The organism is Citrobacter sp. RHBSTW-00944 (genome assembly GCF_013615435.1).
GTDB lineage: Bacteria > Pseudomonadota > Gammaproteobacteria > Enterobacterales > Enterobacteriaceae > Citrobacter > Citrobacter braakii.
The window spans coordinates 3,679,183-3,704,287 of sequence record NZ_CP055418.1 but is presented as its reverse complement, the minus strand read 5'-3'; the positions used below and the strand labels follow the sequence as shown (position 1 = coordinate 3,704,287).

23 protein-coding genes are annotated in these 25,105 nt (G+C 52.4%); 13 read left to right on the top strand and 10 right to left on the bottom strand.

From position 1 onward, the window contains the following. The first annotated feature begins 40 nt into the window (after nucleotides 1-40). The 4 genes from HV334_RS17845 (at nucleotide 41) to glxK (ending at nucleotide 5,462) form a co-directional block, all read left to right on the top strand. Entirely contained in the window at nucleotides 41-1,501 is a 1,461-nt protein-coding gene (locus HV334_RS17845) for a putative allantoin permease (RefSeq protein WP_181220720.1), read from the top strand. Nucleotides 1,502-1,573: 72 nt separating this feature from the next. Then, nucleotides 1,574-2,935, top strand: a complete 1,362-nt coding sequence (allB, locus tag HV334_RS17840) for an allantoinase AllB (protein WP_181220719.1) — start codon at nucleotides 1,574-1,576, stop codon at nucleotides 2,933-2,935. Nucleotides 2,936-2,993: 58 nt separating this feature from the next. Then, nucleotides 2,994-4,292 (top strand): uracil/xanthine transporter, encoded by a 1,299-nt coding sequence (locus HV334_RS17835; protein ID WP_181220718.1) that lies wholly within the window; start codon nucleotides 2,994-2,996, stop codon nucleotides 4,290-4,292. A 21-nt stretch (nucleotides 4,293-4,313) separates the two neighbouring features. Then, nucleotides 4,314-5,462 carry a glycerate 3-kinase gene (glxK, locus tag HV334_RS17830; RefSeq protein ID WP_181221918.1) on the top strand — a complete coding sequence of 383 codons (1,149 nt, stop codon included), beginning with the start codon at nucleotides 4,314-4,316 and terminating at the stop codon, nucleotides 5,460-5,462. Nucleotides 5,463-5,543: 81 nt separating this feature from the next. On the opposite strand, the gene allE is transcribed toward glxK, so the two are convergent. The 3 genes from allE to allD are packed head-to-tail and all read right to left on the bottom strand — an operon-like array spanning nucleotide 5,544 to nucleotide 8,646. Continuing rightward, nucleotides 5,544-6,329 carry a (S)-ureidoglycine aminohydrolase gene (gene allE / locus HV334_RS17825; protein ID WP_181220717.1) on the bottom strand — a complete coding sequence of 262 codons (786 nt, stop codon included), beginning with the start codon at nucleotides 6,327-6,329 and terminating at the stop codon, nucleotides 5,544-5,546. A 10-nt stretch (nucleotides 6,330-6,339) separates the two neighbouring features. Continuing rightward, a complete protein-coding gene (allC, locus tag HV334_RS17820; protein ID WP_181220716.1) occupies nucleotides 6,340-7,575 on the bottom strand; it encodes an allantoate deiminase in 1,236 nt (411 codons plus the stop codon). A gap of 21 nt (nucleotides 7,576-7,596) precedes the next feature. After that, entirely contained in the window at nucleotides 7,597-8,646 is a 1,050-nt protein-coding gene (gene allD / locus HV334_RS17815) for an ureidoglycolate dehydrogenase (protein ID WP_181220715.1), read from the bottom strand. Nucleotides 8,647-8,961: 315 nt separating this feature from the next. Here allD and HV334_RS17810 point away from each other — a divergent pair, with 315 nt between their 5' ends. Genes HV334_RS17810 through HV334_RS17795 form a run of 4 tightly spaced genes read left to right on the top strand, consistent with a single transcriptional unit; the run spans nucleotide 8,962 to nucleotide 13,615 of the window. Next, on the top strand, nucleotides 8,962-10,629 hold the full coding sequence (locus HV334_RS17810) for an acyl-CoA synthetase FdrA (RefSeq protein WP_181220714.1): 1,668 nt from the start codon (nucleotides 8,962-8,964) through the stop codon (nucleotides 10,627-10,629). Nucleotides 10,630-10,638: 9 nt separating this feature from the next. After that, nucleotides 10,639-11,898 carry a DUF1116 domain-containing protein gene (locus tag HV334_RS17805; RefSeq protein ID WP_181220713.1) on the top strand — a complete coding sequence of 420 codons (1,260 nt, stop codon included), beginning with the start codon at nucleotides 10,639-10,641 and terminating at the stop codon, nucleotides 11,896-11,898. Between the two features lie 10 nt (nucleotides 11,899-11,908). Continuing rightward, nucleotides 11,909-12,718, top strand: a complete 810-nt coding sequence (locus tag HV334_RS17800; protein ID WP_181220712.1) for a DUF2877 domain-containing protein — start codon at nucleotides 11,909-11,911, stop codon at nucleotides 12,716-12,718. Nucleotides 12,719-12,721: 3 nt separating this feature from the next. After that, nucleotides 12,722-13,615 carry a carbamate kinase gene (locus tag HV334_RS17795; RefSeq protein WP_126955892.1) on the top strand — a complete coding sequence of 298 codons (894 nt, stop codon included), beginning with the start codon at nucleotides 12,722-12,724 and terminating at the stop codon, nucleotides 13,613-13,615. A gap of 39 nt (nucleotides 13,616-13,654) precedes the next feature. Here the strand turns inward: HV334_RS17795 and purK are convergent, their stop codons facing one another. The 4 genes from purK to ppiB all read right to left on the bottom strand — a co-directional run bounded on the left by purK (nucleotide 13,655) and on the right by ppiB (nucleotide 16,621). Next, nucleotides 13,655-14,722 carry a 5-(carboxyamino)imidazole ribonucleotide synthase gene (gene purK / locus HV334_RS17790; RefSeq protein ID WP_049042611.1) on the bottom strand — a complete coding sequence of 356 codons (1,068 nt, stop codon included), beginning with the start codon at nucleotides 14,720-14,722 and terminating at the stop codon, nucleotides 13,655-13,657. Further along, nucleotides 14,719-15,228, bottom strand: a complete 510-nt coding sequence (purE, locus tag HV334_RS17785) for a 5-(carboxyamino)imidazole ribonucleotide mutase (protein WP_016152120.1) — start codon at nucleotides 15,226-15,228, stop codon at nucleotides 14,719-14,721. The genes purK and purE overlap by 4 nt, the downstream gene beginning before the upstream one ends. A 173-nt stretch (nucleotides 15,229-15,401) precedes the next feature. Then, nucleotides 15,402-16,124, bottom strand: coding sequence for a UDP-2,3-diacylglucosamine diphosphatase (gene lpxH, locus HV334_RS17780; RefSeq protein ID WP_049282498.1), 723 nt, complete (start codon nucleotides 16,122-16,124; stop codon nucleotides 15,402-15,404). A 2-nt stretch (nucleotides 16,125-16,126) separates the two neighbouring features. Continuing rightward, a complete protein-coding gene (gene ppiB / locus HV334_RS17775; RefSeq protein ID WP_003021875.1) occupies nucleotides 16,127-16,621 on the bottom strand; it encodes a peptidylprolyl isomerase B in 495 nt (164 codons plus the stop codon). A gap of 173 nt (nucleotides 16,622-16,794) precedes the next feature. Between ppiB and cysS the strand changes: the two genes are divergently transcribed. After that, complete coding sequence (gene cysS / locus HV334_RS17770) at nucleotides 16,795-18,180, top strand: cysteine--tRNA ligase (protein ID WP_181220711.1); 1,386 nt, start codon at nucleotides 16,795-16,797, stop codon at nucleotides 18,178-18,180. A gap of 90 nt (nucleotides 18,181-18,270) precedes the next feature. On the opposite strand, the gene HV334_RS17765 is transcribed toward cysS, so the two are convergent. The 3 genes from HV334_RS17765 to folD form a co-directional block, all read right to left on the bottom strand. Further along, nucleotides 18,271-18,795, bottom strand: coding sequence for a metal-dependent hydrolase (locus HV334_RS17765; RefSeq protein ID WP_181220710.1), 525 nt, complete (start codon nucleotides 18,793-18,795; stop codon nucleotides 18,271-18,273). Between the two features lie 123 nt (nucleotides 18,796-18,918). Continuing rightward, complete coding sequence (gene ybcJ / locus HV334_RS17760; RefSeq protein WP_016152124.1) at nucleotides 18,919-19,131, bottom strand: ribosome-associated protein YbcJ; 213 nt, start codon at nucleotides 19,129-19,131, stop codon at nucleotides 18,919-18,921. A 1-nt stretch (nucleotide 19,132) separates the two neighbouring features. Continuing rightward, nucleotides 19,133-19,999, bottom strand: coding sequence for a bifunctional methylenetetrahydrofolate dehydrogenase/methenyltetrahydrofolate cyclohydrolase FolD (gene folD / locus HV334_RS17755; RefSeq protein ID WP_003021887.1), 867 nt, complete (start codon nucleotides 19,997-19,999; stop codon nucleotides 19,133-19,135). A gap of 575 nt (nucleotides 20,000-20,574) precedes the next feature. Here folD and fimA point away from each other — a divergent pair. The 4 genes from fimA to HV334_RS17735 all read left to right on the top strand — a co-directional run bounded on the left by fimA (nucleotide 20,575) and on the right by HV334_RS17735 (nucleotide 25,103). Continuing rightward, nucleotides 20,575-21,129: a type 1 fimbrial major subunit FimA gene (gene fimA / locus HV334_RS17750; RefSeq protein ID WP_181220709.1), complete on the top strand. Its 555-nt coding sequence runs from the start codon at nucleotides 20,575-20,577 to the stop codon at nucleotides 21,127-21,129. Nucleotides 21,130-21,206: 77 nt separating this feature from the next. Further along, entirely contained in the window at nucleotides 21,207-21,740 is a 534-nt protein-coding gene (gene fimI, locus HV334_RS17745) for a type 1 fimbrial protein subunit FimI (RefSeq protein ID WP_016152126.1), read from the top strand. Between the two features lie 41 nt (nucleotides 21,741-21,781). Then, complete coding sequence (gene fimC, locus HV334_RS17740; protein ID WP_016152127.1) at nucleotides 21,782-22,474, top strand: type 1 fimbria chaperone FimC; 693 nt, start codon at nucleotides 21,782-21,784, stop codon at nucleotides 22,472-22,474. Between the two features lie 7 nt (nucleotides 22,475-22,481). Then, nucleotides 22,482-25,103, top strand: a complete 2,622-nt coding sequence (locus HV334_RS17735; RefSeq protein WP_181220708.1) for a fimbrial biogenesis usher protein — start codon at nucleotides 22,482-22,484, stop codon at nucleotides 25,101-25,103. Nucleotides 25,104-25,105 lie beyond the last annotated feature (2 nt).

Sequence of the window (25,105 nt, the reverse complement as noted above, 5' to 3'; positions counted from 1 at the left end):
ACCCATTACAACGTTATCCGATACGTGACAAGAGGGATTTATGGAACATCAAAGAGATCTATATCAACAACGTGGTTATAGTGACGACTTATTACCAAAAACAGCCGAGCAACGAAACTGGAAAACATTCAACTATTTTACATTATGGATGGGGTCTGTGCATAACGTACCTAATTACGTTATGGTTGGTGGGTTCTTTATTCTTGGGCTTTCCACATTCAGCATCATGCTGGCTATTATTATTAGTGCATTGTTTATTGCGTTAGTTATGGTAATGAACGGTGCAGCCGGAAGTAAATACGGTGTACCTTTTGCAATGATTCTGCGTGGCTCGTATGGCGTACGCGGAGCGCTCTTCCCGGGACTCTTGAGAGGGGGGATTGCAGCAATTATGTGGTTCGGTCTGCAATGTTATGCCGGATCGCTGGCATTTCTTATTCTGATTGGCAAGATATGGCCAGGGTTTTTAACGCTGGGCGGTGACTTTACCTTATTAGGGCTTTCTCTGCCGGGGCTGATTACATTTCTTATTTTTTGGCTCATTAACGTCGGTATTGGTTTTGGTGGTGGTAAGGTATTAAATAAATTTACCGCAATCCTCAACCCCTGTATTTATATTGTATTCGGCGGGATGGCTATCTGGGCGATATCCCTGGTAGGAATTGGACCGATTCTGGACTACATTCCTGGCGGCGTACAAAAAGCGGGCAACAGCGGATTCCTGTTTCTGGTTGTTATCAACGCGGTTGTTGCGGTATGGGCCGCTCCGGCGGTGAGCGCATCCGATTTTACGCAAAATGCCCACTCATTTCGTGAACAAGCGTTGGGCCAGACGCTAGGGCTCATTGTCGCATACGTGCTATTTGCCATTGCCAGCGCGTGCATAATCGCCGGTGCCAGTATTCATTACGGAATGGATACGTGGAATGTGCTGGATATCGTGCAGCGTTGGGACAGTTTGTTTGCCTCGTTTTTTGCGGTACTGGTTATTTTAATGACGACAATCTCTACGAACGCTACCGGTAATATTATTCCTGCTGGTTATCAGATTGCCGCTATTGCACCTACTAAGTTAACGTATAAAAACGGTGTATTGATCGCCAGTATTATTAGTTTGCTGATTTGTCCGTGGAAGTTAATGGAAAATCAGAGCAGTATTTATCTGTTTCTGGATATTATCGGCGGGATGCTTGGCCCTGTTATTGGGGTTATGTTAGCGCATTATTTTGTCGTGATGCGCGGAAAAATTAATCTTGATGAATTATATACCGCCAGCGGTGATTACCAATATTATGAAAACGGATTTAATCTGACAGCCTTCTCCGTAACGTTAGTGGCAGTCATTCTTTCACTGGGGGGTAAATTTATTCCTCTGCTTGAACCGTTATCGCGAGTGTCGTGGTTTGTTGGCGTTATTGTCGCATTTGTCGCCTATGCCTTGCTGAAGAAAAAATCAGTTGCTGAATCAGCCAGAGCGCAAAAAGCCACAGGACAGATGTGATGAAGTCAGTAATCGCTTATTTAAGCGTGAGTTATTTATAAAAATTATCTGTATCCATACAAGGAGTTTGTTATGTCTTTTGATTTAATTATTAAGAACGGTACTGTTATTTTAGAAAATGAAGCTCGCATTGTTGATATTGCCGTCCAGGCAGGAAAAATCGCCGCCATTGGCGAGAATCTGGGTGAGGCGAAGCAGGTCATGGATGCGACGGGTCTGGTGGTTTCACCTGGCATGGTTGATGCGCATACCCATATCTCTGAGCCGGGTCGTACCCATTGGGAAGGGTATGAGACGGGGACGCGTGCCGCGGCAAAAGGCGGTATCACCACGATGATCGAAATGCCTCTCAACCAGCTACCCGCGACAGTGGATCGTGAAACCATCGAGCTGAAATTTGATGCGGCCAAAGGCAAATTGACCATTGATGCCGCGCAGCTTGGCGGTCTGGTTTCATATAACCTCGATCGTCTGCACGAGCTGGATGACGTCGGTGTTGTCGGTTTCAAATGCTTCGTTGCCACCTGTGGCGACCGCGGTATCGATAATGATTTTCGCGACGTGAACGACTGGCAGTTCTTTAAAGGCGCGCAGAAGCTGGCAGAAATGAACCAGACGGTACTGGTGCATTGCGAAAACGCGCTCATCTGCGACGAGCTTGGCGAGGAGGCTAAACGCGAAGGTCGCGTGACGGCGCATGATTATGTGGCCTCACGTCCGGTATTTACCGAAGTGGAAGCGATTCGTCGGGTGCTGTATCTGGCGAAAGTCGCCGGTTGTCGCCTGCATGTCTGCCATATCAGCAGCCCGGAAGGCGTGGAAGAAGTGACCCGTGTCCGTCAGGAAGGTCAGGATGTGACCTGCGAATCCTGCCCGCATTATTTCGTACTGGATACCGATCAGTTTGAAGAGATTGGCACCCTCGCGAAATGCTCTCCGCCAATCCGTGATCTGAAAAATCAGCAAGGTATGTGGGAAAAGCTGTTTAACGGCGAGATTGACTGCCTGGTTTCCGACCACTCTCCATGCCCACCGGAAATGAAGGCTGGCAATATCATGCAGGCGTGGGGCGGCATTGCCGGACTGCAGAGCTGCATGGACGTTATGTTTGATGAAGCCGTGCAAAAACGCGGCATGTCGCTGCCGCTGTTCGCAAAATTAATGGCAACCAATGCCGCCGATATTTTTGGTCTGAAGCAGAAAGGACGTATTGCACCGGGTAAAGATGCCGACTTCGTCTTTATTCAACCGGACAGCAAATACGTTCTGAAGAACGAAGACCTGGAATATCGCCACAAAGTCAGCCCGTATGTTGGCCGTACGATTGGCGCGCGCATTACTAAAACCATTCTGCGTGGTGATGTTATTTATGACATTGAGCAGGGTTTCCCGGTATCGCCTAAAGGTCAATTTATCCTTAAACATCAACAATAATGTGATGTGAATTAATGCCCGTCATATTGGCGGGCATTCTCTATTCTAAGGTATGAATATGCTTCCTGTTATTAACCGCGAAAGTTTGTTATCCGGCTTTCAGTGGTTTTTCTTTATTTTTTGTAATACGGTCGTGGTCCCGCCAACGCTGGTTTCTGCTTTTCATCTCCCTGTGAGCAATCTGCTAATGCTCACGCAGTACGCTTTTTTAACGACGTCTCTGGCCTGTCTTGCGCAGGTTATTTGTGGCCATCGCCGCGCCATTATGGAAGGACCAACCGGTTTGTGGTGGGGAACCATACTGACGATTACGCTGGCTGAGGCATCACGCGGAACACCACTCAATGATATTGCTACCAGCCTGTCTGTTGGAATTGTGATTTCTGCTGTTCTGACGATGATTATCGGCTTTAGTGGACTGGGGCATCGATTAGCCGGGCTCTTTACCCCAACGGTGATGGTCTTTTTTATGCTGCTGCTTGGCGCGCAGTTGACCACTATATTTTTTAAAGGCATGTTGGGGTTGCCCTTTGGCATTGCGGATACCAGCGTCAAAATTCAACTGGCGCCCTTTAGCCTGGCAGTTGCTGTGATGTGCTTCATCCTTGCGATGATCATCTTTTTACCACAGCGGATCTCACGCTATGCCCTGTTGGTAGGGGCGATAGTGGGATGGGGTCTGTGGCGATTGTGTTTTCCATCAATAACCTTGCCGTCCGGTGAATTAAGCTGGAAGTGGTTCCCGTTAGGCAGTCACGGCAGACTGTTGCCGGGCATTATTCTGACGGCAGTTATCACCGGTCTGGTGAATGTCAGTAATACCTATGGCGCGGTGCGCGGCACGGACGTCTTTTATGCACAACAAGGCTCCAGCAGCTCGCGTTATCGCCGCAGTTTTATTATTTCCGGTTTTATGACGTTGGTGACAGTACCTTTTGCCGTTATTCCATTTTCACCCTTTGTCTCTTCTATCGGCCTGTTAACACAGACCGGCGATAGCTCGCGAAAATCATTTATTTGCGGCAGCGTATTGTGTTTATTCGTGGCAATGTTTACGCCACTAACCCGTTTATTTTGCGCCATTCCGTTGGCGATCAGCAGTGCCGTGATGCTGGTTTCTTATCTTCCGCTGCTTTATTCCGGTTTGGTATTTAGCCAGCAAATCACATTTACCGCACGGAATATTTATCGACTGGCGCTCCCGCTATTTGTCGGCATTTTTTTGATGGGACTGCCTCCGGTTTATTTACAAGATCTTCCGTTGACTATTCGGCCATTACTGAGCAATGGCTTGCTGGTAGGAATTTTACTGGCGGTGCTTATGGAGAATCTCATTCCATGGGAACGCATTAAATAACATGATGAAAAAGGATTGATGATGAAAATTGTAATTGCGCCAGATTCATTTAAAGAGAGCTTAAGCGCTGACCAATGCTGCCAGGCAATTAAAGCCGGATTTTCGGCCATATTCCCGGATGCAGAATATATTTGTTTACCGGTTGCTGATGGCGGAGAGGGAACTGTGGATGCAATGGTGGCGGCGACAGGAGGAAAAGTTATCTCTGTGGAAGTCTGCGGGCCGATGGGGGGACAGGTAAAGGGATTTTATGGCCTGACCGGGGATGGTAAGACCGCAATTATTGAAATGGCGGCGGCGAGTGGGCTGATGCTGGTCGAACCGCAGGCGCGCAATCCATTGCTGGCCTCAAGTTACGGCACTGGTGAGCTGATTCGCCATGCGCTGGATGCTGGTATTCGCCATATTATTCTTGGTATTGGCGGGAGTGCGACGGTTGATGGAGGTATAGGGATGGCACAGGCGCTTGGCGTTCGTTTTCTGGATGCGCAAGGTAAGTCATTAAGCGCTGGGGGTGGGAGTTTGTCTCGCCTTGCACACATCGACCTGCAACAGTGCGATCCGCGGCTGAAAGCGTGTCGAATTGACGTTGCCTGTGACGTCGATAATCCGCTGGTTGGTCCGCGCGGTGCTGCAAGGGTATTCGGCCCGCAGAAAGGGGCTACGCCTGAGATGGTTGAGATGCTGGAAGAAGGGCTACTCAACTATGCCCGTGTGCTGCAAACCCTGACCGGTGAGGATGTTGCTCAGATGCCTGGCGGTGGGGCGGCTGGAGGAATGGGGATTGCTGCGGTTATCTTCCTGCAGGCCAGTATGAAACCCGGGATCGAGATTGTGCTGCAGGCTGTACATCTGGAGCGGGCAATCAAAGATGCGGCGCTGGTTATCACCGGCGAGGGACGTATTGATTCACAAACGGTCGGTGGCAAAGCGCCAATCGGCGTAGCGTCGGTGGCCATGCGGCATCACGTTCCCGTTATTGGTATTGCTGGGGTGTTGGGCGACGGCGTAGAGGTGGTGCACAGCCATGGTATCGATGCGGTATTCAGTATTCTACCGCGACTCGCGCCGTTAGCAGAAGTGCTGGCGAGCGGTGAAACTAATCTCTATCACTGCGCGCGTAATATCGCTTGTGCGATGAAACTGGGTCAGGCGATGACTCTGCGTTAAGCATAAAAAAAGCCACGGTATATACCGTGGCAAAACCCAACATAGCTAAATAAAAAAAAGTATCAGGAGGACTGCACGCTGTTAAATCTCGACATCCCGGTTGCAATCTTTGGAGTAGATGTAGCTGAATGCTTCACCACGACCCACGCCGTATCCGGCCTGCAGGGAATAAGCGCCCATAAAGATGTAGTCGCCTTTTTTCACCGGGATCCACTGATTGTCGAGGTTATAAACTCCCTGGCCTGAAAGAATATAAGCGCCGTGTTCCTGGACGTGTGTTTCGATATAACCGTGGCTGGCGCCCGGCTCGAACGACAGAATGTGCATATTCATATCGAAACCCAATTCTTTAGGCAGGAAATCCAGCAGAATCACGTCATCCATACCTTCGTAATGGATGCGTTCTAACTGATTGGCGTTACCGGAGACCAGCCACGGCGCATGGCCCACTACGGGGATGTAACGACGTTTGTATAAAAACAGCTGGCTGTCTTCAGCCTGAGCATTGCTAAAGGTGAGCAGCTCGCCTGGCGGGCAGTACAGATATCCACCCTGCGTTAAAGTGAATGTTTTACCTTCCGCTTTTGCCTCAATTTTGCCGGAAATAACATAAACGAACGTTTCAATGCCTTCGCCGCCGAAACCGCTCTGGTTGCCCCCGTTCTGATGTACCGTCACCAGATAATCAACAAACGACGCGCCCAGTTTTGGCGTTGAGAGGATGGTGACGTCACAGTTTTCAAAACCCGGAATGATATTTTTAACCAGTCCATCGGGGGTTAAGAGGGCAAAGTTACCGTGTTTTACAATTGCGCGGTTAGCCAATAAATCATCGCGGTAACCCGTGACGTTATTCAGATATCCCATTGTTGACTCCTTATTTTTGCCAGGCAAGTTGATGAAGCATTAATGCCAGAGTTTTGACCCCTTCGGCAAGGTCGTTAATATTTGTGCGTTCAGCGGGGTTGTGGCTGATACCGTTAATGCTGGGAATGAATATCATGCAGGTCGGCACCCGTGGCGCGAAAATCTGCGCATCATGGCCCGCGCCACTATGCATCACGCGATAGTTCAGCTGTTCCTTTTCACACAGTTTGGTGAGGGTGGCGACCAGTTTGCTATCCATCGGAACCGGCGTTTCGTCCATCCACAAATCGATATCAATGCCGATATCCATTTCGTCGCAGATGGCGCGCATGTCATTTTCCAGTTGCTGAGTAAAATCACGCAGCACTTCGGCGTCGGTATGACGGCAATCGATGGTGAAGGTCGTTTTTCCCGGCACTACGTTGACAGTGTTTGGCTGCGGCTCAACTTTGCCAAAGGTCAGAACCAGAGGATCGCCATGTTTTTTGGCTTTCTCAATCGACTGGCTACAGATACGGCTGAAGGCGTAAACAGTGTCGCGACGGTAGCTCAGCGGCGTTGTACCTGCATGGTTAGACTCGCCATTCAGCGTTACCGTATAGCGACGCTGCCCGACAATCGCGCTGACGACCCCGATAGACTGACCATTGCTTTCAAGCACGCACCCTTGCTCAATATGTAATTCAACAAAGGCTTTGATATCACTGCGAGCGTGTAGTGGTTCTGTGGGGAGGGTAAATCCGCAGGCGTTCATCGCATCAACAAAGCGTGTGCCTTTGGCGTCCTGGATGTTGCGGACATCATCGGGATTTGCCAGTCCAAAAATGTTCTTGCTGCCCCAGAAAACATACGGGAAACGGCTACCTTCTTCTTCAGCCATGGAGACCACTTCGACCGTTTTCAGTGGAGCGCCGTAGGTTGTCTTAAGCCAGTCAATCGCTAACCACGCCGCCAGCGCGCCAAACTGGCCGTCAAGATTGCCGCCGTTAACGACGGTGTCAATATGCGAGCCGCTTAAAATGACCTGTTCCGGGGATTCGTTCCCGCGCAGGCGACCATACAAATTGCCCACTTCATCAAAGCGCGTTTCCAGGCCGCTGGCATCCATACGCTTTTTGAATTGCTGTTGTGTTTCAAGCCATTCTGGCGAATACAGCAAACGCGTCATCCCACCAGTAGGATCTGCGCCAAAGGAAGAGAGCCAGGGAAGGGATTCTTCTATTGCGTGACGAAAATGGTTGATCATATGAAATTCCTGTTTCAATAATTATTGTGCAAAGGGATTCTTTGTTTCGTATGACTTGATATAGAGAGCATCGGAAATCAGGTATTGATAAATATCGTCAACAATGTCGACACCATGAATCGCAGCATTGCGTTGATTAATATCTTGATCCTGTCCGGGGTAATAAACCTGTTTAAAACCAGGTGCAGGAGCAACGGCATTTAACTCTTGCATGGTCTGGCTGAGATGCTGACGAAATAATTGGCTGGAGGAGAAAAATTCGGGGTTTATTACTAAATGCAGTTGGCCTAAATTACGTCCAGCATGTAGATCTTCATACATAGAACTGACCTGACGACCAAACGGTAACCCCAACAGGATGCCGGATAACACATCGATCATCATCATCAGACCATACCCTTTTGGTCCGGCCGCGGGTAGCAACGCATTGACTGCAAAAGGATCGGCTGTAGGTGCGCCATTTTTATCGACAGCCCAGGTATCCGGGATCGATTCATTGCGTGAGCGGGCATCCAGAACTTTGCCCCAGGCTTGCACCGTCGTCGCCATATCGAAGGTCATGATATCGTCGCCAACCCCAGGCGCTGCGAAGGCTAACGGATTGGTTCCGTAGTAAATTTCCGCGCCGCCGAACGGTACGACCATTGGATCGGACTGGCAAATGGAGAGGCCAATCAAGCCTGCACGGGCGGCTTGCTGGACAAAGTAAGAAATGGCTCCGCTGTGTCCCATTCTGCTAATGCCGACCACGGCGACACCATTTTTTTTGGCAATTTCAATTGCATGCTCCATACCCATCTTTGCTGCGACTTGCCCGGCGGCATTATCGGCATGCAAAATCGCTGTGCAAGGACCGGTGTCTTCAAAACGAAAGGTGGGTTTGCGGTTAGTGCCGCCTTTTGAAATGCGCTCGGCATAGTATTCAACACGAACGGCGCCATGAGAATGAATGCCTCTGGCATCGGCATAAACCAATACCTCGGCAACCGTTGCGGCGTGCTCTCGTTTTAGTCCGGCCTTGCAAAGCTTATTCTCGATAAGCTGGTGGAGTGTTTCCCGACTGATTTTCATCTGTCTTCCTTTTTAACGACGGTGTGAAGCATGACTGCCGTTAACATACCGGGAAAATAAATCTAATATGTGATCCAGACAGGCAAAAATATATAGTTAGAATTTATTTGATAATCAGTGCTGGTTTGCCATTTTTTTTAAATAAATAATGCCGTTAGAAAATAACATGTAATCCTCCTGTGGTTATTAAAATTCTTTTGCTAATAATCTGTGTGTGATGCCAGTCACTCTATTTGTGATGTTGGATATATACCTTGAGTTCCACATTAACACTACTCGTGCAATTGCCATGGGTGCAATTATTAAGGGGTTGTTATGATCCACGCCTTTATTAAAAAAGGGTGTTTTCAGGACTCTGTCAGTTTAATGATCATTTCACGTAAGCTGAGTGAGTCCGAAAATGTAGACGATGTATCGGTCATGATGGGAACGCCGGCGAATAAATCGTTACTGGAAACGACCGGGTTTTGGCATGACGATTTTAATCAGGCTACGCCGAATGATATTTGCGTGGCTATTCGTACTGAAGCGGCGGATGAGAGTATTACGCAGGCCATTTTGCAACAGCTGGATGAGTCGTTGCAGCAGCTGGCGCAGGCTACCGGGGGAAGCCAAACGCTACTGCAGGTCAGACGCTGGGAAAGTGCGTGTCAGAAATTGCCAGAGGCGAATATGACGCTAATTTCTGTTGCTGGTGAATACGCGGCAGAACTGGCGAACCAGGCGCTGGATCGCAACCTGAACGTCATGATGTTCTCCGACAACGTCACGCTGGAAGATGAAATCAATCTCAAGCGCCGCGCACGAGATAAAGGTCTGCTGGTGATGGGACCGGATTGCGGAACCGCCATGATCGCCGGTACGCCGCTGGCTTTTGCCAACGTAATGCCGGAAGGCAATATTGGTGTGATAGGCGCCTCCGGCACAGGGATCCAGGAGCTCTGTTCACAGATAGCGCTGGCCGGGGAAGGCATCACTCACGCCATCGGGCTGGGCGGACGCGATCTGAGCGCTGAGGTGGGGGGCATTAGCGCACTTACCGCGCTGGAGATGCTCGGTACAGATGATAAAAGCCAGGTGCTGGCTTTTGTGTCTAAACCACCGGCGGAAGCTGTTCGTCAGCGTATTGTCACGGCGATGAAAGCCACGGGAAAACCCGTTGTGGCCCTGTTTTTAGGTTACACCTGCACAGCGGCCCGTGATGAAAACGTCTGGTTTGCATCGACGCTGGATGATGCGGCCCGTCTAGCCTGTTTACTGGCGCGAGTCACGGCGCGACGCTGCGCGCTTGCTGCCACGGGAGATGGACTGATTCGTGGACTATATACCGGAGGAACGCTGGCTGCCGAAGCGGCGGGACTGCTGGCCGCACACCTTAACGTTGCTGCGGATGCTCAGCATCATCACGGCATGATGCTGGATGCCGCCGGGCATCAGATTATTGACCTGGGGGATGATTTTTACACCGTCGGGCGGCCGCATCCGATGATCGATCCTGCATTACGTAATCAGCTTATTACGGATCTCGGTTCGCAGCCGCAGGTACGGGTGTTATTGGTCGACGTCGTGATTGGTTACGGTGCGACGGCAGATCCTGCGGCATCACTGGTTCAGGCCTGGCAAAAGGCATGTGCTGCCCGAAACATCGAGCAACCGCTGTTTGCGATTGCGACGGTGACCGGTACAGAACGCGATCCGCAGTGTCGTTCACTGCAAATCGCCACGCTGGAGGACGCCGGTATCGCTGTAGTGAGTTCACTGCCTGAGGCAACTCTGCTTGCCGCCGAACTGATTCGGCCATCTCGACCGTTATCTCATCAATCCGCACCTTCTCTACTGGAAAAAGTAGCGGTCATTAATGCCGGGTTACGCAGTTTTGCACTGGATTTACAGGCGGCAGAAAAGCCTGTGGTGCATTACCAGTGGGCGCCTGTCGCTGGCGGTAACAAAAAACTGGCTCGTTTATTAGAACGTTTGCAATAAGGGGTTCCAATGTTTACATCAGTGGCGCAAGCCAATGCTGCAGTAATCGAACAAATTCGTCGTGCGCGCCCGCACTGGCTGGATGTGCAACCCGCGTCCTCGTTAATCAGCGAACTCAATGAAGGAAAAACGCTGCTTCATGCAGGACCGCCAATGCATTGGCAAGAGATGACCGGCCCGATGAAAGGGGCCTGCATTGGTGCATGCCTTTTCGAAGGGTGGGCCAATGATGAAATGAGCGCGCTGGCATTACTGGAGCAGGGGAAAATCAATTTTGTACCTTGCCATCACGTTAATGCCGTGGGGCCAATGGGCGGAATCACCTCTGCCAGCATGCCGATGCTGGTGGTGGAAAACATCACTGAAGGGAACCGGGCTTACTGCAATCTCAACGAAGGCATTGGCAAAGTGATGCGTTTCGGCGCATACGGAGAAGATGTCCAGCAGCGTTTACGCTGGATGCGCGATGTCCTGATGCCAGTCTTAAGCGCAGCGTTGGGCACTTTGGAGCAGGGTATTGATTTGACCGCCATGATGGCGCAGGGCATTACGATGGGGGACGAGTTCCATCAGCGCAACATTGCCTCTTCAGCCCTGCTAATGCGAACCCTGGCACCGAAAATTGCCCGTCTGCAACATGATAAGCAGCAGATTGCTGAGGTAATGGATTTCCTCAGCGTAACCGACCAGTTCTTCCTCAACCTGGCGATGGCTTACTGCAAAGCAGCGATGGACGCCGGAGCGATTGTGCGTTCTGGCAGTATTGTGACGGCGATGACCCGTAATGGCGACATGTTCGGAATTCGGGTGAGCGGACTTGGCGATCGCTGGTTTACCGCACCTGTTAACACACCGCAGGGACTGTTCTTTACTGGTTTTTCACAGGAGCAGGCAAACCCGGATATGGGCGATAGCGCCATCACCGAAACTTTTGGCATTGGCGGTGCAGCGATGATCGCCGCACCTGGCGTCACGCGTTTTGTCGGTGCCGGAGGGATGGAAGCCGCGAAATCCGTGTCCGAGGAGATGGCGGAAATCTATCTGGAGCGCAATATGCAGCTGCAGATCCCCGGCTGGGATTTCCAGGGGGCCTGCCTGGGACTCGATATCCGTCGCGTGGTCGAAACGGGGATTACGCCGCTGATCAATACCGGTATTGCGCATAAAGAGGCCGGTATTGGCCAGATTGGCGCGGGAACCGTCCGTGCGCCGTTAGCTTGCTTTGAGCTGGCCCTGGAAGCGCTGGCTGAAAGCATGGGCATTAGCTAAAAGGGGGCGCATGATGATCATCCATCCTCTGCTCGGCAGCCAGCAGTCTGCGGATTTTCGCCAGGTATGGCAGTTGTCCGGCATCTGGCGGCGCGCGATTAATCTTGTGGCCGAAAGCGGCGCACTGTTGACGTTGCACCGCCAGGGGAGCGGCTTTAGCCCGGGAGGATGGGTTATCCGTACGCATGACTTTGATGCGCTGCGTACGGCATTACGTGGGAGTGAAACCCCTCTGGCTGTCCCAGGGGGGATCCAGTTGGGGCCATTTTTGCTGTGCCAGCCGCGGCGCTGCTGTTCATTGAGAATAACTTACCGTCCACATTCCCCGCGCCTTGCACCCGACTGGATGGAGCGCGGCGAGGAAACGGGATTGTTCGGGCCATTAATGCTGGCGGCAAACCTGCCTTTGTGCCCCGAGCTACGTCAGTTCCGCCACTGCTTTTTCACGGCGCTTGCGGGGATGCCGACAGACTGGCGACAGTGGTTAGGCAAAGGGCCCGGTTTAACGCCCAGTCATGATGATACATTGACTGGCATGCTGCTGGCGGCCTGGTATTTCGGCGCGCTGAATAAGGTTTCCGGTCACCGTTTCTTTGATGATTCCGGCTACCTTGAGCAGGCGACGACTGTGGTTAGCGTGAGCTACCTACGCTACGCGGCATCAGGTTACTTCGCTTCACCTTTACTCCACTTCACCCATGCTTTGCGTCGCCAGGAAAGGCTGGACACAGCGATAAATTCGCTGCTGGCGCTTGGGCATACCTCCGGTGCAGACACCCTGTTGGGGTTCTGGATTGGGCAACAAATCATAGAAGGATAGGGAATGAAAACGCTGGTTGTTGCTCTTGGTGGCAACGCATTATTGCAGCGCGGCGAGGCGCTGACCGCAGAAAATCAATATCGTAATATTGCCAGCGCCGTACCTGCCCTGGCGCGTCTGGCGCGCTCGTACCGTCTGGCTATTGTACATGGCAACGGACCGCAGGTTGGCCTGCTGTCGTTACAGAATCTTGCCTGGAAGGAGGTCGAGCCTTATCCATTAGATGTGCTGGTTGCCGAGACTCAGGGCATGATTGGTTATATGTTGGCCCAGAGCCTGACCGCTGAACCGGAGATGCCGCCGGTGACCACGGTGTTAACACGGATTGTTGTGTCAGAGGACGATCCTGCGTTTATGGCACCGGAGAAATTTATCGGCCCGGTATATTCGCCCGAAGAACAAACGCAACTGGAAGCCACCTACGGCTGGCATATGAAGCGTGACGGCAAATACCTGCGGCGCGTTGTCGCTTCGCCAGAACCTCGCCAGATTGTAGAAAGCGATGCCATTAAGCTCTTACTTAAAGAAGGGCATGTGGTAATTTGCAGCGGGGGAGGCGGCGTACCTGTTACTGGCGAAGGATTAGGGTCTGAAGCGGTCATTGATAAGGATCTGGCGGCGGCGTTGCTGGCTGAACAGATTGATGCCGATGGTCTGGTCATTCTGACCGATGCCGATGCGGTCTATGAAAACTGGGGGACGCCGGAGCAGCGCGCGATTCGTCAGGCCTCTCCTGATGAACTAGCGCCGTTTGCTAAAGCCGATGGTTCGATGGGACCAAAGGTCACCGCCGTCAGCGGATATGTGAAACGACGTGGGAAACCGGCCTGGATTGGCGCGTTGTCACGTATTGAAGATACGCTGGCGGGCAAAGCCGGAACCTGTATCCGTCTGTAAAAAATGGGCGGCGTGTGTAAACACGCCGCCCATATCGGCTTATTTCAGCGTTGACTGCGCCCAGATAATACCGCTGGCATATTCCGGCGGCAGCAGGGGAATAAGCGCTTCCAGCGTCGCGCTAAGACGCGCGGTATCGCTGTCGCTCAGGTTCAGGTGTCCCACCTTACGCCCTTCACGCACCTCTTTGTCATACCAGTGCAGATGCACCAGCGGCAGCTTCAGCCAGTCATAGTTCAGGTCGCTACCAATCAGATTTACCATCACCGAAGGAGTGTTCACTATCGGCGTGGGTAACGGCAGGTTGGTAATGGCGCGCAGGTGCAGCTCAAACTGGCTGATGCTGGCACCGTTTTGCGTCCAGTGCCCGCTGTTGTGCACGCGTGGAGCCAGTTCGTTAATCAGCAGACCTTCCGGGGTGATGAAACATTCCATCGCCATCACGCCGACATAGCCCAGCTCCTGCATGATGGCTGAGAGCATCGCTTCGGCCTGTTTCTGCTGTTTGGCGTTAGCCTGCGGGAAGACCACGCTGGTGCGCAGAATGCCGTCCTGGTGCAGGTTATGGGTCAGCGGATAGAAGACGGTGCTACCGTCGTGCGCACGAGCGCCAACCAGTGAGACTTCACCAGAGAAGTTGATTCCCTGCTCAACGATGCACTCGCCGTAGCAGTCATCCGGCAGTTGTTCGGTTTCATTTGCGCGCAAACGCCACTGCCCACGACCGTCGTAACCGCCGACGCGACGTTTCACGATCGCCAGCTCACCGAGTTTGTCGAATACTGCAGGCCATTCGCTTTTATCCGCCAGCAACTGCCACGGCGCAGTTGCCAGGCCGAGCTTGTCAAAAAGCTGCTTTTGCGTCAGACGGTCGGCAATAATCGGGAAAACGTCGCGGTTGACAAACGCCGGATGGCGCGCGAGCTCGCGGGTGAGCGCCGTTTCCGGCCAGCGCTCAATCTCAGCGGTGATCACGCTTTGCTGAAAAGGGACCGCTGCTGGTTCGGCATCCAGCCCGACGGGCCAGACTGCAATGCCCAGCGGCTCACCGGCCTGGCGCAGCATGCGCCCTAGCTGACCGTTACCGAGTACGCAGACCTGCTTCATGCCGCACCTCGCGGGTCCGGATTCTCCAGCACCTCGTCGGTTTGTGCTTTGCGCCAGTCGTTCAGACGCTGGTGTAATGCTTTGTCGTGTGTTGCCAGAATTTGTGCCGCCAGCAGGGCCGCATTTGCCGCGCCCGCTTTGCCGATAGCCAGCGTTCCGACCGGAATACCGCGCGGCATCTGTACGATGGAGTAAAGGCTATCTACGCCGCTCAGCGCCGCGCTTTGCACCGGGACGCCTAAAACAGGCACCAGCGTTTTCGCCGCAATCATGCCCGGCAGATGCGCAGCGCCACCAGCACCGGCAATGATCACCTGATAGCCGTTCTCTTCTGCGCTTTCGGCGAAGCTAAACAGCTTGTCAGGGGTGCGGTGGGCGGAGACGACTTCAACATGATGCGGCACGTTCAGAATTTCGAAGATTTCGGCGGCGAACTGCATGGTAGCCCAGTCGCTTTTGGACCCCATCACGATGGCGACACGCGCCGGGTTATTGCGGGAAGACATGCGTCTGAAAACTCCTGTGATGCACTACACTCGACTTTTGAGGCCACAGAGAATAGCATAATTCGCCGTCAAGGAAAACGATTGCGCGCTTTACACTTCACCCTTCAGGCAGCCTTTGTAGTTGGCTACATCGCAACGAGTTTTGTGTAAAGAGGAACTGGATATCTGCGGAATTAAAACGGAAATGCGATCAGTTCAACGTCATCTGGCGTGACTTTGATCATCGACCCTTCGGTGTGCCATGCGCCTAATACCACGCGGAAAGCGGGTTGTTCATTGGCCGTAAGTTCGTGGACTGCCGGGCGGTGGGTGTGGCCGTGAATTAACCACTGGACCTGATGCATTTCCATCTCGGTGATGACGGCCTGCGGATTCACATCCATGATCTCCAGTGACTTGCTGCTGTTGGCCGCTTTGCTGTTGGCGCGCATTTTCGCGGCGATACGTTGGCGAACGAACAGAGGTAGGGAGAGGAACAGCTTCTGTAGCCAGGGTTGATGTACTTTGGCGCGAAACGCCTGATAGCCTGCATCGTCGGTACACAAAGTGTCGCCATGCATGATCAATACCTTGCGGCCATACAGGTTGAGTACTTTTTTCTCAGGCAGCAAGCTCATGCCGCTTTCACGGGCAAAACGTTTGCCGAGCAGAAAATCTCGGTTGCCGTGAATAAAAAAGCAGGGAACGCCGGAATCAACCAGTGATTTTATCGCCGCGGCTATTTCATGATGCAGTGGGTTTGGGTCGTCGTCGCCAATCCAGGCTTCAAACAGGTCGCCGAGAATGTACAGTGCATCAGCTTTTCGCGCATCACCGGCTAAAAAACGCAGAAAACCGGCGGTGATCGCCGGTTCTTCTGTGCAGAGGTGAAGATCTGCAATAAACAGTGTCGTCACGATTACTCGCTGACGGTCACGTTTTCGATGATGACGTCTTCTTTTGGCACATCCTGGTGCATACCGCTGCGACCAGTGGAAACGCCTTTGATTTTATCAACCACGTCCATGCCTTCAACAACTTCAGCAAACACGCAATAACCCCAACCCTGCATGCTTTCGCCGGAGAAGTTCAGGAAGTCGTTGTCTGCAACGTTGATGAAGAACTGTGCGGTTGCGGAGTGCGGAGCCTGAGTACGCGCCATCGCCAGCGTACCACGGGTGTTTTTCAGACCGTTGTTCGCTTCGTTTTTGATCGCTTCTTTCGTGGCTTTTTGCTTCATGCCCGGTTCGAAACCGCCGCCCTGGATCATGAAACCGTTAATAACACGGTGGAAAATGGTGTTGTTGTAAAAACCTTCGCGGCAGTAGTCCAGGAAGTTTTTAACTGTTTCAGGCGCTTTATCATCAAACGTTTTGATTACGATATCGCCGTGATTAGTGTGGAAAGTAACCATTTTTGCATCCTGTTCCGGTAGATTGGTGCTTCGACCCCGTGAAGGGTCAGAGTTAGGGGTGTGTTATAGCATAACCGCAAGCTGCGATCACCTCGCAAAGTGTGCTGCTTCCGGTCTAAATTATGGGTATTATACAGACTTTACTATCCACACACGTCTACACGGAATCTTCGATGTTAAAAATCTTTAATACACTGACGCGCCAAAAAGAGGAATTCAAACCTATTCATGCCGGGGAAGTCGGCATGTACGTGTGTGGTATTACCGTTTACGATCTCTGTCATATTGGCCACGGACGTACCTTCGTTTCTTTCGACGTTGTCGCGCGCTATCTGCGCTTCCTCGGCTATAAGCTGAAGTATGTGCGCAATATTACTGATATCGATGACAAAATCATCAAGCGCGCGAATGAAAACGGTGAGAGCTTTGTGGCGTTGGTCGACAGAATGATCGCGGAAATGCATAGCGATTTTGACGCGCTGAATATTCTGCGCCCGGATCTGGAGCCGCGCGCTACGCACCATATCGCTGAGATCATTGAAATCACTGAACAACTGATTGCCAAAGGTCACGCATATGTCGCTGATAACGGCGACGTGATGTTCGACGTGCCGACTGACCCGAACTATGGTCAGCTGTCACGCCAGGATCTGGATCAGCTGCAGGCGGGCGCACGCGTTGATGTGGTTGATGTTAAGCGCAACCCGATGGACTTTGTGCTGTGGAAAATGTCCAAAGAAGGCGAGCCGAGCTGGCCGTCTCCGTGGGGCGCGGGTCGTCCTGGCTGGCACATCGAATGTTCGGCGATGAACTGCAAACAGTTGGGCAACCATTTTGATATTCATGGCGGTGGTTCGGATCTGATGTTCCCGCACCATGAAAACGAAATCGCTCAGTCCACCTGTGCGCATGACGGTGAATACGTTAATTACTGGATGCACTCTGGGATGGTGATGGTTGACCGGGAGAAAATGTCCAAATCGTTGGGCAACTTCTTTACCGTGCGTGACGTTCTGAAATACTACGACGCCGAAACCATTCGCTACTTCCTGATGTCTGGTCATTACCGTAGCCAGTTAAACTACAGCGAAGAGAACCTGAAGCAGGCACGCTCTGCGCTGGAGCGTCTGTATACCGCGCTGCGCGGCACCGATAAGTCCGTTGCCACAGCCGGTGGCGAAGCCTTTGAAGCACGCTTCATTGAAGCGATGGACGATGACTTCAATACGCCGGAAGCCTACTCCGTGCTGTTTGATATGGCGCGTGAGGTTAACCGCCTGAAGGGTGAAGATATGGCGGCGGCTAACGGTATGGCTTCGCATCTGCGTAAGCTTTCCAGCGTGCTGGGCCTGCTGGAACAGGAGCCCGAAGCATTCCTGCAAAGCGGTGCGCAGGCGGATGACGGTGAAGTTGCTGAAATTGAAGCGTTAATCCAGCAGCGTCTGGATGCCCGTAAAGCCAAAGACTGGGCGGCAGCTGACGCCGCGCGTGACCGTCTCAATGAGATGGGTATCGTGCTGGAAGATGGCCCGCAGGGCACTACCTGGCGTCGTAAGTAATGATATTGATTGCCGGATGGCGGCTCGCGCCCTGTCCGGCAATCAATGTACGAATGTCGGTCGGATAAGACGCTTGTCGTATCCGGCAAATTAATATTTCCGATACCACCACAGCACACCCATCATCATAACTCCCGGTAGCCATACCCATATCAACTCCGAAATTATCACCTGGTGCCCGTATGGTGTGGCGTAGCGTGATAGCGCAAACGGGGCGACTTTAATCACCTGCCACGGTGCAAAGAAGCGTTCATCCGACCACGGCCACAGCCAGCCGACGCCTTTGCCGCCAGTGGTGACCGAATCCAACAGGCTGTGCGACAGCAGTGAAACCGTCAGGAATAGCCAGCAGCGAATTAAGCCTGCCTTGAACCATCGTCGACCCATCCATATGCAGAGCAGCGGTACCACGAAGGCGAACAGCAGCGAATGGGTAAAACCGCGGTGACCAAACACGTTGCCGTAGGCGACGCCAAGCTTAAACGACAGTACGTCGGCATCCGGCAACATAGCCAGAATGACGCCAGTAAACAGTAATTGCGGGGGGATGACTTTACGCCCGAGACCTAATCCTAAACAGAGTGGAACGGCAGCGTGGGTAACGATTGTTGGCATGATGATCGCTTCGTGTGGAAAAACAACATGCTAACAGTTCACTGTGAAGTGGTGATGAAGTCATTATCTGAAAACGAGGGAGGAAGTGGCCGGACAGGGGTTAACCTCATCCGGCACCTGGGATCACGCCACGACGTTAATGCTGTGGCCTTCAAAGCTGACGGTCTGTCCGGCAACGATTTTGCAGCGTTTACGCGTTTCTACCGCACCATCGACCTTCACTAACCCTTCGCCAATAGCAATTTTTGCCTGGGCGCCGCTTTCGCTCCAGCCTTCCAGCTTCAGTAAATCGCAGAGTTCAACGTGTGGGTGTTTACCCAGTGAAAATGTGGCCATCTTAAACGTCCTTTACATCATGATATTCAACACACGCCTGCAGCGTGTTTTCGATAAGTGTGGCGACCGTCATTGGGCCTACGCCGCCGGGTACCGGCGTGATGTATGACGCGCGTGCGGCAGCATCTTCAAAGACCACATCGCCAACAACCTTACCATTCTCCAGACGGTTGATGCCGACATCAATCACAATCGCACCTTCTTTGATCCACTCGCCGGGAATAAAGCCAGGTTTGCCGACGGCAACAATCAGCAGGTCTGCATGCTCTACATGGCGACGCAGATCTTTGGTGAACCGGTGGGTGACGGTGGTGGTGCAGCCAGCCAGCAGCAGCTCCATACTCATCGGGCGGCCAACAATATTCGACGCGCCAATAACGACCGCATTCAGACCGTAGGTGTCGATATTGTAACGCTCAAGCAGAGTCACAATACCGCGCGGAGTACATGGGCGCAGGCGCGGCGCACGCTGGCACAGGCGACCAACGTTATACGGGTGGAAACCGTCAACGTCTTTATCCGGCGCAATACGCTCGAGAACTTTAACGTTGTCGATACCCGCAGGTAACGGCAGCTGGACCAGAATACCGTCGATGGTGGTATCTGCATTGAGCGTATCGATCAGCTCGAGCAGCTCCGCCTCGCTGGTGGTTTCAGGCAGGTCATAGGAGCGGGAGACAAACCCCACCTCATCACAGGCTTTGCGTTTACTCGCGACATAAATCTGCGAAGCCGGGTTGCTACCTACCAGCACAACAGCCAGGCCTGGGGCGCGTAATCCAGCCGCTAAACGCGCCTGAACTTTTTGAGCAACCTCAGAGCGCACCTGCTGCGCAATCGTTTTACCGTCAATAATCTTTGCTGCCATCAGAGAGAGGATTCCGTCTGTTACGTTAAATCGAAGGGGATGCCGCTATTTTGTCAGAAGCGGGACGTGCTGTCAGTTTTCGTTTGCATTTTTACGTGCGCCAGGGGGCGTCACGATCTGCGAATGGGGTCAGGACAAAGGCATAAGCCTTGCGGATAATTAATGAGCATGCTAATCAAAATTAACGTGAATGAAACAACTCATCACCCTGGTATTTTCAGGGGTAATGCGCCACAAACCAGTCTGTTACGGTTAATTATGAGGGATTTTACCTCATTCCCACACAGATTTTTCCTGGGTCCCATTAAGAATTAGCCAGGGTCATTAAAAGGATTTGCAGGTATTTTTCATTAATTGAAATGTTTAATTTATCGCTGTGACGAATAGTCATATTCGCGAGGAATAATTAGTGAATCAAATACTCAGGAGAGTTGGGGTAAAAGGTTAGCTAATTCTCATGCGATATATATCTTTACAGGATGCAGAGATAATTAGCCTGACATTTAATGTCGATAATGATTCAAACGGATCCCGCAGGATGCCGGAGCCGTATGTGTGTAATTCAAGGGAAATCCATGAAACGTAAATTAATGACCTCTTCTGTTATTGCCAGCCTGATGTTAGTCGCCGGTGCAGCGGTTGCAGCCGATCCGGTAAGCGTTAGCGGCGGTACTGTGCATTTTGAAGGTGAACTGGTCAATGCAGCCTGTGCAGTCAGTACTCAGTCATCCGATCAGGTTGTGACGTTAGGCCAGTATCGTACTGCCAGTTTTGCCGCAGTGGGTGACACTACAGCACAAATTCCGTTCTCTATCGTGCTGAACGACTGTGACCCGAACGTTGCCGCAACCGCAGCCGTTGCTTTCTCTGGCCAGTCCGATAATACCAATAACAACCTGCTGGCCGTCTCTTCTGCAGATAACGGTACCACTGCGGACGGTGTTGGGATTGAAATTCTGGACAATACGTCCACCGCGCTGAAGCCGGATGGCGCAACCTTCTCTACCGCTCAGGCGCTGGTAGAAGGGACCAACACCCTGCGTTTCTCTGCGCGTTATAAAGCCACTGCCGCAAGCGCAACGCCGGGTCAGGCAAATGCCGACGCGACGTTCATCATGAAGTACGAATAAGCCGTTTTGATTTGCGCAAGGATGACGTTCGCCTCAATGGATGAGGCAATATCCGGGGATGATGAAGGATGCGGCAGATGATAGGGAAAGGCGTGGCGCTGGCGGGAATGCTGTGCGTAATGCCTGTGCTTTCACATACGGTAATACTGGAAAGTGGCCGCGTCCACTTACGGGGACAGCTCGTCAACGGCGCCTGTACGGTCGCCACTGACAGTCAGGATATGCGGGTGCAAATGGGGCAGTATCGCACCAATGCTTTCTCTGGGACGGGAAGCTTCGCCTCTACCAGCGTACCGTTTTCACTGCGCTTAACGTCGTGCAGCTCCGATGTTTATGACCATGTTGGGATTGCGTTTGCGGGCGTGACGCCAGCGGAAGATCCGCAGGTTTTTCTTGCCAGCGGCGATGCGTCTGCGGCTTCGGGGATTGGCCTGGCGTTATTTGACGAGCGCCAACGGCAAATTATACCGAATGCCCTGCCGCTTCATTATGCGCCGATTATAACGCAAGAGATGACGTTTCATTTTACTGCCCGCTATCGGGCTGTCTCGGAAAATATAACACCGGGAACGCTTCGCTCAGACGTGTGGTTTACCTTGGTTTATCCCTGATTTATTTCCCAACGATAATCGCATCAAAGGTATTTTTAGCTATGTTTAATTATCTAAAATCAGGTTTTATCCTTTTACTGGCCTTATTTTCTGCTGCCAGTGTTCAGGCTGCCGGAGGCATTGCATTAGGCGCCACTCGCGTTATTTATCCGGCCGATGCCAAACAAACGTCCCTGTCTATTAGCAATAGCGATACCAAAGAACGTTACCTGGTTAATTCATGGATTGAGAATAGCGCCGGCGCTAAAGAAAAATCGTTTGTGGTTACGCCTCCGCTGTTTGTTAGTGAACCCAAAAGCGAAAACACGCTGCGTATCATCTATGCCGGTGAACCGTTGCCCAAAGACCGTGAGTCGCTGTTCTGGATGAACGTCAAAGCCATTCCGTCAGTCAATAAAAACAGCCTTGAGGGCAAAAACGTTCTGCAACTGGCGATTCTGTCACGCATCAAACTTTTCGTTCGTCCGAATAATCTGCCGCAAATCCCGGAAGATGCACCAGGAATGCTGACCTTTTCCCGCTCCGGCAACCACCTGAAGATCAACAATCCGTCAGCGTATTACGTCACGTTGGTCAATCTCAATGTGGGGAAAACGAAGGTCGATAACGTGATGGTTGCGCCGAAAAGCGATGCGCAGGTCCTGCTACCCACGGGCGTTCAGGGCAACGTCACGTTCCAGACGGTCAATGATTATGGCGCTGTGACCCCGGCTAAAACGGTTAGTGTGCGTTGAGATAACGATGAATAAGACAACGTATTTTCCTGGCCTGTTACCGGGGGTTACGCCACCGCTGGCGGGGGTGGCGTTGTCCACGCTGGCGGCGCTCTTTCCCTCTCTAAGCTATGGGGAAAGCTATTTTAATCCGGCCTTTTTATCTGCGGATACGGCAACCGTGGCGGATTTATCACGTTTTGAAAAAGGCAATCACCAGCCTGAAGGCGTTTATCGCGTGGATATCTGGCGCAACGATGAGTTTGTTGCCACTCAGGATATTCGTTTTACTACCAGTGCGGCAAAAGCCGGGGAGAAGTCCGGTGGGCTGATGCCGTGCTTTGGACTCGACTGGGTAAAGCGCCTTGGCGTCAATATCGCCGCGTTTCCGGCACTCAGTAAGGATCCGAACGATACCTGTATCAATCTACCTGAGGCGATTCCCGGCAGCGAGATTGCGTTTGATTTTTCTACCCTGCGCTTAAACGTCAGCCTGCCACAGGCGTCAATGTTAAACAGCGCGCGCGGCTATATTCCACCGGAAGAGTGGGATGAAGGGATCCCGGCCGCGCTGGTTAACTACAGCTTTACCGGCAGCCGCGGCAGTGATACTGACAGTTATTTCCTCAGTATGCTCAGTGGTCTGAACTATGGCCCCTGGCGGCTGAGAAACAACGGTGCGTGGAGCTACTCCAAGGGCGACGGATACCACTCACAAAGCTGGAAAAACATCGGTACATGGCTTCAGCGCGCAATTATCCCGCTGAAGGGCGAACTGGTGATGGGCGACAGCAACACTGGCAACGACGTTTTTGACAGCGTCGGGTTTCGCGGTGCGCGGCTCTATTCCTCAGACAGTATGTATCCCGACAGCTTACAGGGCTACGCGCCTACCGTTCGCGGCATTGCGCGTACCGCAGCGAAACTGACCATTCGTCAGAATGGCTATGTGATTTATCAAAGCTATGTTTCACCCGGCGCTTTCTCGATAACCGATCTCAACCCAACGTCATCCAGCGGTGATCTTGAGGTCACGGTGGATGAGAAAGACGGCAGCCAGCAACGCTATACGGTGCCGTACTCCACCGTTCCTTTATTACAACGAGAAGGGCGTTTCAAATATGACGTTGTCGCCGGGGATTTTCGCAGCGGCAATAGCCAGCAATCTTCACCGTTCTTTTTCCAGGGAACATTAATTGCCGGGTTACCAGAGGGCTATACCGCATACGGTGGTACGCAGTTGGCCTCACGTTACACCGCGGTGGTTTTAGGCACCGGTCGAAATCTGGGAGACTGGGGGGCGGTTTCTGTCGATCTCACCCATGCGCGCAGCCAACTGGCGGATGACAGTACGCACCAGGGGCAGTCGCTACGTTTCTTGTATGCGAAATCGCTGAACAATTTTGGCACTAACTTCCAGCTGTTGGGGTATCGCTACTCAACGCGTGGCTTCTATACCCTCGACGATGTGGCGTATCGCAGTATGGAAGGCTATGAGTACGAATACGACAGTGAGGGCAATCGCCACGACGTGCCCAATGTGACGAGTTACCACAACCTGAGCTACAGCAAAAAGGGCCGTTTCCAGATCAACATTTCGCAGAATTTGGGGGATTACGGATCGCTGTATATCTCGGGTAGTCAGCAGACGTACTGGAATACTTCAGACACCAATACCTGGTATCAACTGGGCTATGCCAGCGGCTGGCAGGGGATTAGCTATTCACTCTCCTGGTCGTGGAATGAATCGGTTGGCATCTCCAACACCGATCGTATTCTGGCGTTCAATATGTCTGTACCGTTCAGCCTGCTGAGCGGACGGCGTTACTCGCGTGATAACGCCCTCGATCGCACCTACGCCACCTTTAATGCCAACCGTAATAGCAACGGACAGAACAGCTGGCAGAGCGGGATCGGCGGTACGTTGCTGGATGGGCGCAACCTGAGCTACAGCGTGAATCAGGGGCACAGCAGCACCAATGGCTATAGCGGAAACGCCAGCGCCAACTGGCAGGCGGCCTACGGTACGCTGGGCGTGGGTTACAACTACGACCGTGACCAGCATGACTACAACTGGCAGCTCTCCGGCGGCGTAGTGGGGCATGCGGACGGCATTACGCTCAGTCAGCCTCTGGGCGATACCAACGTGCTGATTAAAGCGCCGGGCGCGCAGGGTGTACGGATAGAGAACCAGACCGGCGTTCAAACCGACTGGCGCGGATACGCGGTGATGCCATATGCCACCGTCTATCGCTATAACCGCGTCGCGTTAGACACCAATTCCATGAACAACAATACCGATGTGGAGAATAACGTCAGTAGCGTAGTGCCAACGAAAGGGGCGCTGGTGCGGGCGGCGTTTGATACACGAATCGGTGTGCGGGCGCTGATTACCGCCAAACATGCCGGTAAACCAGTGCCGTTTGGCTCCGTCGTGCGTGAAAACACCAGCGGCGTGACCAGCATGGTGGGTGAAGACGGGCAAATCTACCTGAGCGGCCTGCCGCTAAAAGGCGAGTTGTTGATCCAATGGGGGGAAGGCGCAAACGCGCGCTGCGTGGCGCGCTATGCCTTGCCAGAGGAGAGCCTGAAACAAGCGGTAACGCTCACGAACGTGACGTGCGAATCTCCGTCAGCACGACAGGAATAATA

Bases quoted from the DNA above. Each gene is read 5' to 3' on its own strand.
- HV334_RS17845 (WP_181220720.1), top strand. From the start codon at position 41: ATGGAACATCAAAGAGATCTATATCAACAACGTGGTTATAGTGACGAC.
- allB (WP_181220719.1), top strand. From the start codon at position 1,574: ATGTCTTTTGATTTAATTATTAAGAACGGTACTGTTATTTTAGAAAAT.
- HV334_RS17835 (WP_181220718.1), top strand. From the start codon at position 2,994: ATGCTTCCTGTTATTAACCGCGAAAGTTTGTTATCCGGCTTTCAGTGG.
- glxK (WP_181221918.1), top strand. From the start codon at position 4,314: ATGAAAATTGTAATTGCGCCAGATTCATTTAAAGAGAGCTTAAGCGCT.
- allE (WP_181220717.1), bottom strand. From the start codon at position 6,329: ATGGGATATCTGAATAACGTCACGGGTTACCGCGATGATTTATTGGCT.
- allC (WP_181220716.1), bottom strand. From the start codon at position 7,575: ATGATCAACCATTTTCGTCACGCAATAGAAGAATCCCTTCCCTGGCTC.
- allD (WP_181220715.1), bottom strand. From the start codon at position 8,646: ATGAAAATCAGTCGGGAAACACTCCACCAGCTTATCGAGAATAAGCTT.
- HV334_RS17810 (WP_181220714.1), top strand. From the start codon at position 8,962: ATGATCCACGCCTTTATTAAAAAAGGGTGTTTTCAGGACTCTGTCAGT.
- HV334_RS17805 (WP_181220713.1), top strand. From the start codon at position 10,639: ATGTTTACATCAGTGGCGCAAGCCAATGCTGCAGTAATCGAACAAATT.
- HV334_RS17800 (WP_181220712.1), top strand. From the start codon at position 11,909: ATGATGATCATCCATCCTCTGCTCGGCAGCCAGCAGTCTGCGGATTTT.
- HV334_RS17795 (WP_126955892.1), top strand. From the start codon at position 12,722: ATGAAAACGCTGGTTGTTGCTCTTGGTGGCAACGCATTATTGCAGCGC.
- purK (WP_049042611.1), bottom strand. From the start codon at position 14,722: ATGAAGCAGGTCTGCGTACTCGGTAACGGTCAGCTAGGGCGCATGCTG.
- purE (WP_016152120.1), bottom strand. From the start codon at position 15,228: ATGTCTTCCCGCAATAACCCGGCGCGTGTCGCCATCGTGATGGGGTCC.
- ppiB (WP_003021875.1), bottom strand. From the start codon at position 16,621: ATGGTTACTTTCCACACTAATCACGGCGATATCGTAATCAAAACGTTT.
- cysS (WP_181220711.1), top strand. From the start codon at position 16,795: ATGTTAAAAATCTTTAATACACTGACGCGCCAAAAAGAGGAATTCAAA.
- HV334_RS17765 (WP_181220710.1), bottom strand. From the start codon at position 18,795: ATGCCAACAATCGTTACCCACGCTGCCGTTCCACTCTGTTTAGGATTA.
- ybcJ (WP_016152124.1), bottom strand. From the start codon at position 19,131: ATGGCCACATTTTCACTGGGTAAACACCCACACGTTGAACTCTGCGAT.
- folD (WP_003021887.1), bottom strand. From the start codon at position 19,999: ATGGCAGCAAAGATTATTGACGGTAAAACGATTGCGCAGCAGGTGCGC.
- fimA (WP_181220709.1), top strand. From the start codon at position 20,575: ATGAAACGTAAATTAATGACCTCTTCTGTTATTGCCAGCCTGATGTTA.
- fimI (WP_016152126.1), top strand. From the start codon at position 21,207: ATGATAGGGAAAGGCGTGGCGCTGGCGGGAATGCTGTGCGTAATGCCT.
- fimC (WP_016152127.1), top strand. From the start codon at position 21,782: ATGTTTAATTATCTAAAATCAGGTTTTATCCTTTTACTGGCCTTATTT.
- HV334_RS17735 (WP_181220708.1), top strand. From the start codon at position 22,482: ATGAATAAGACAACGTATTTTCCTGGCCTGTTACCGGGGGTTACGCCA.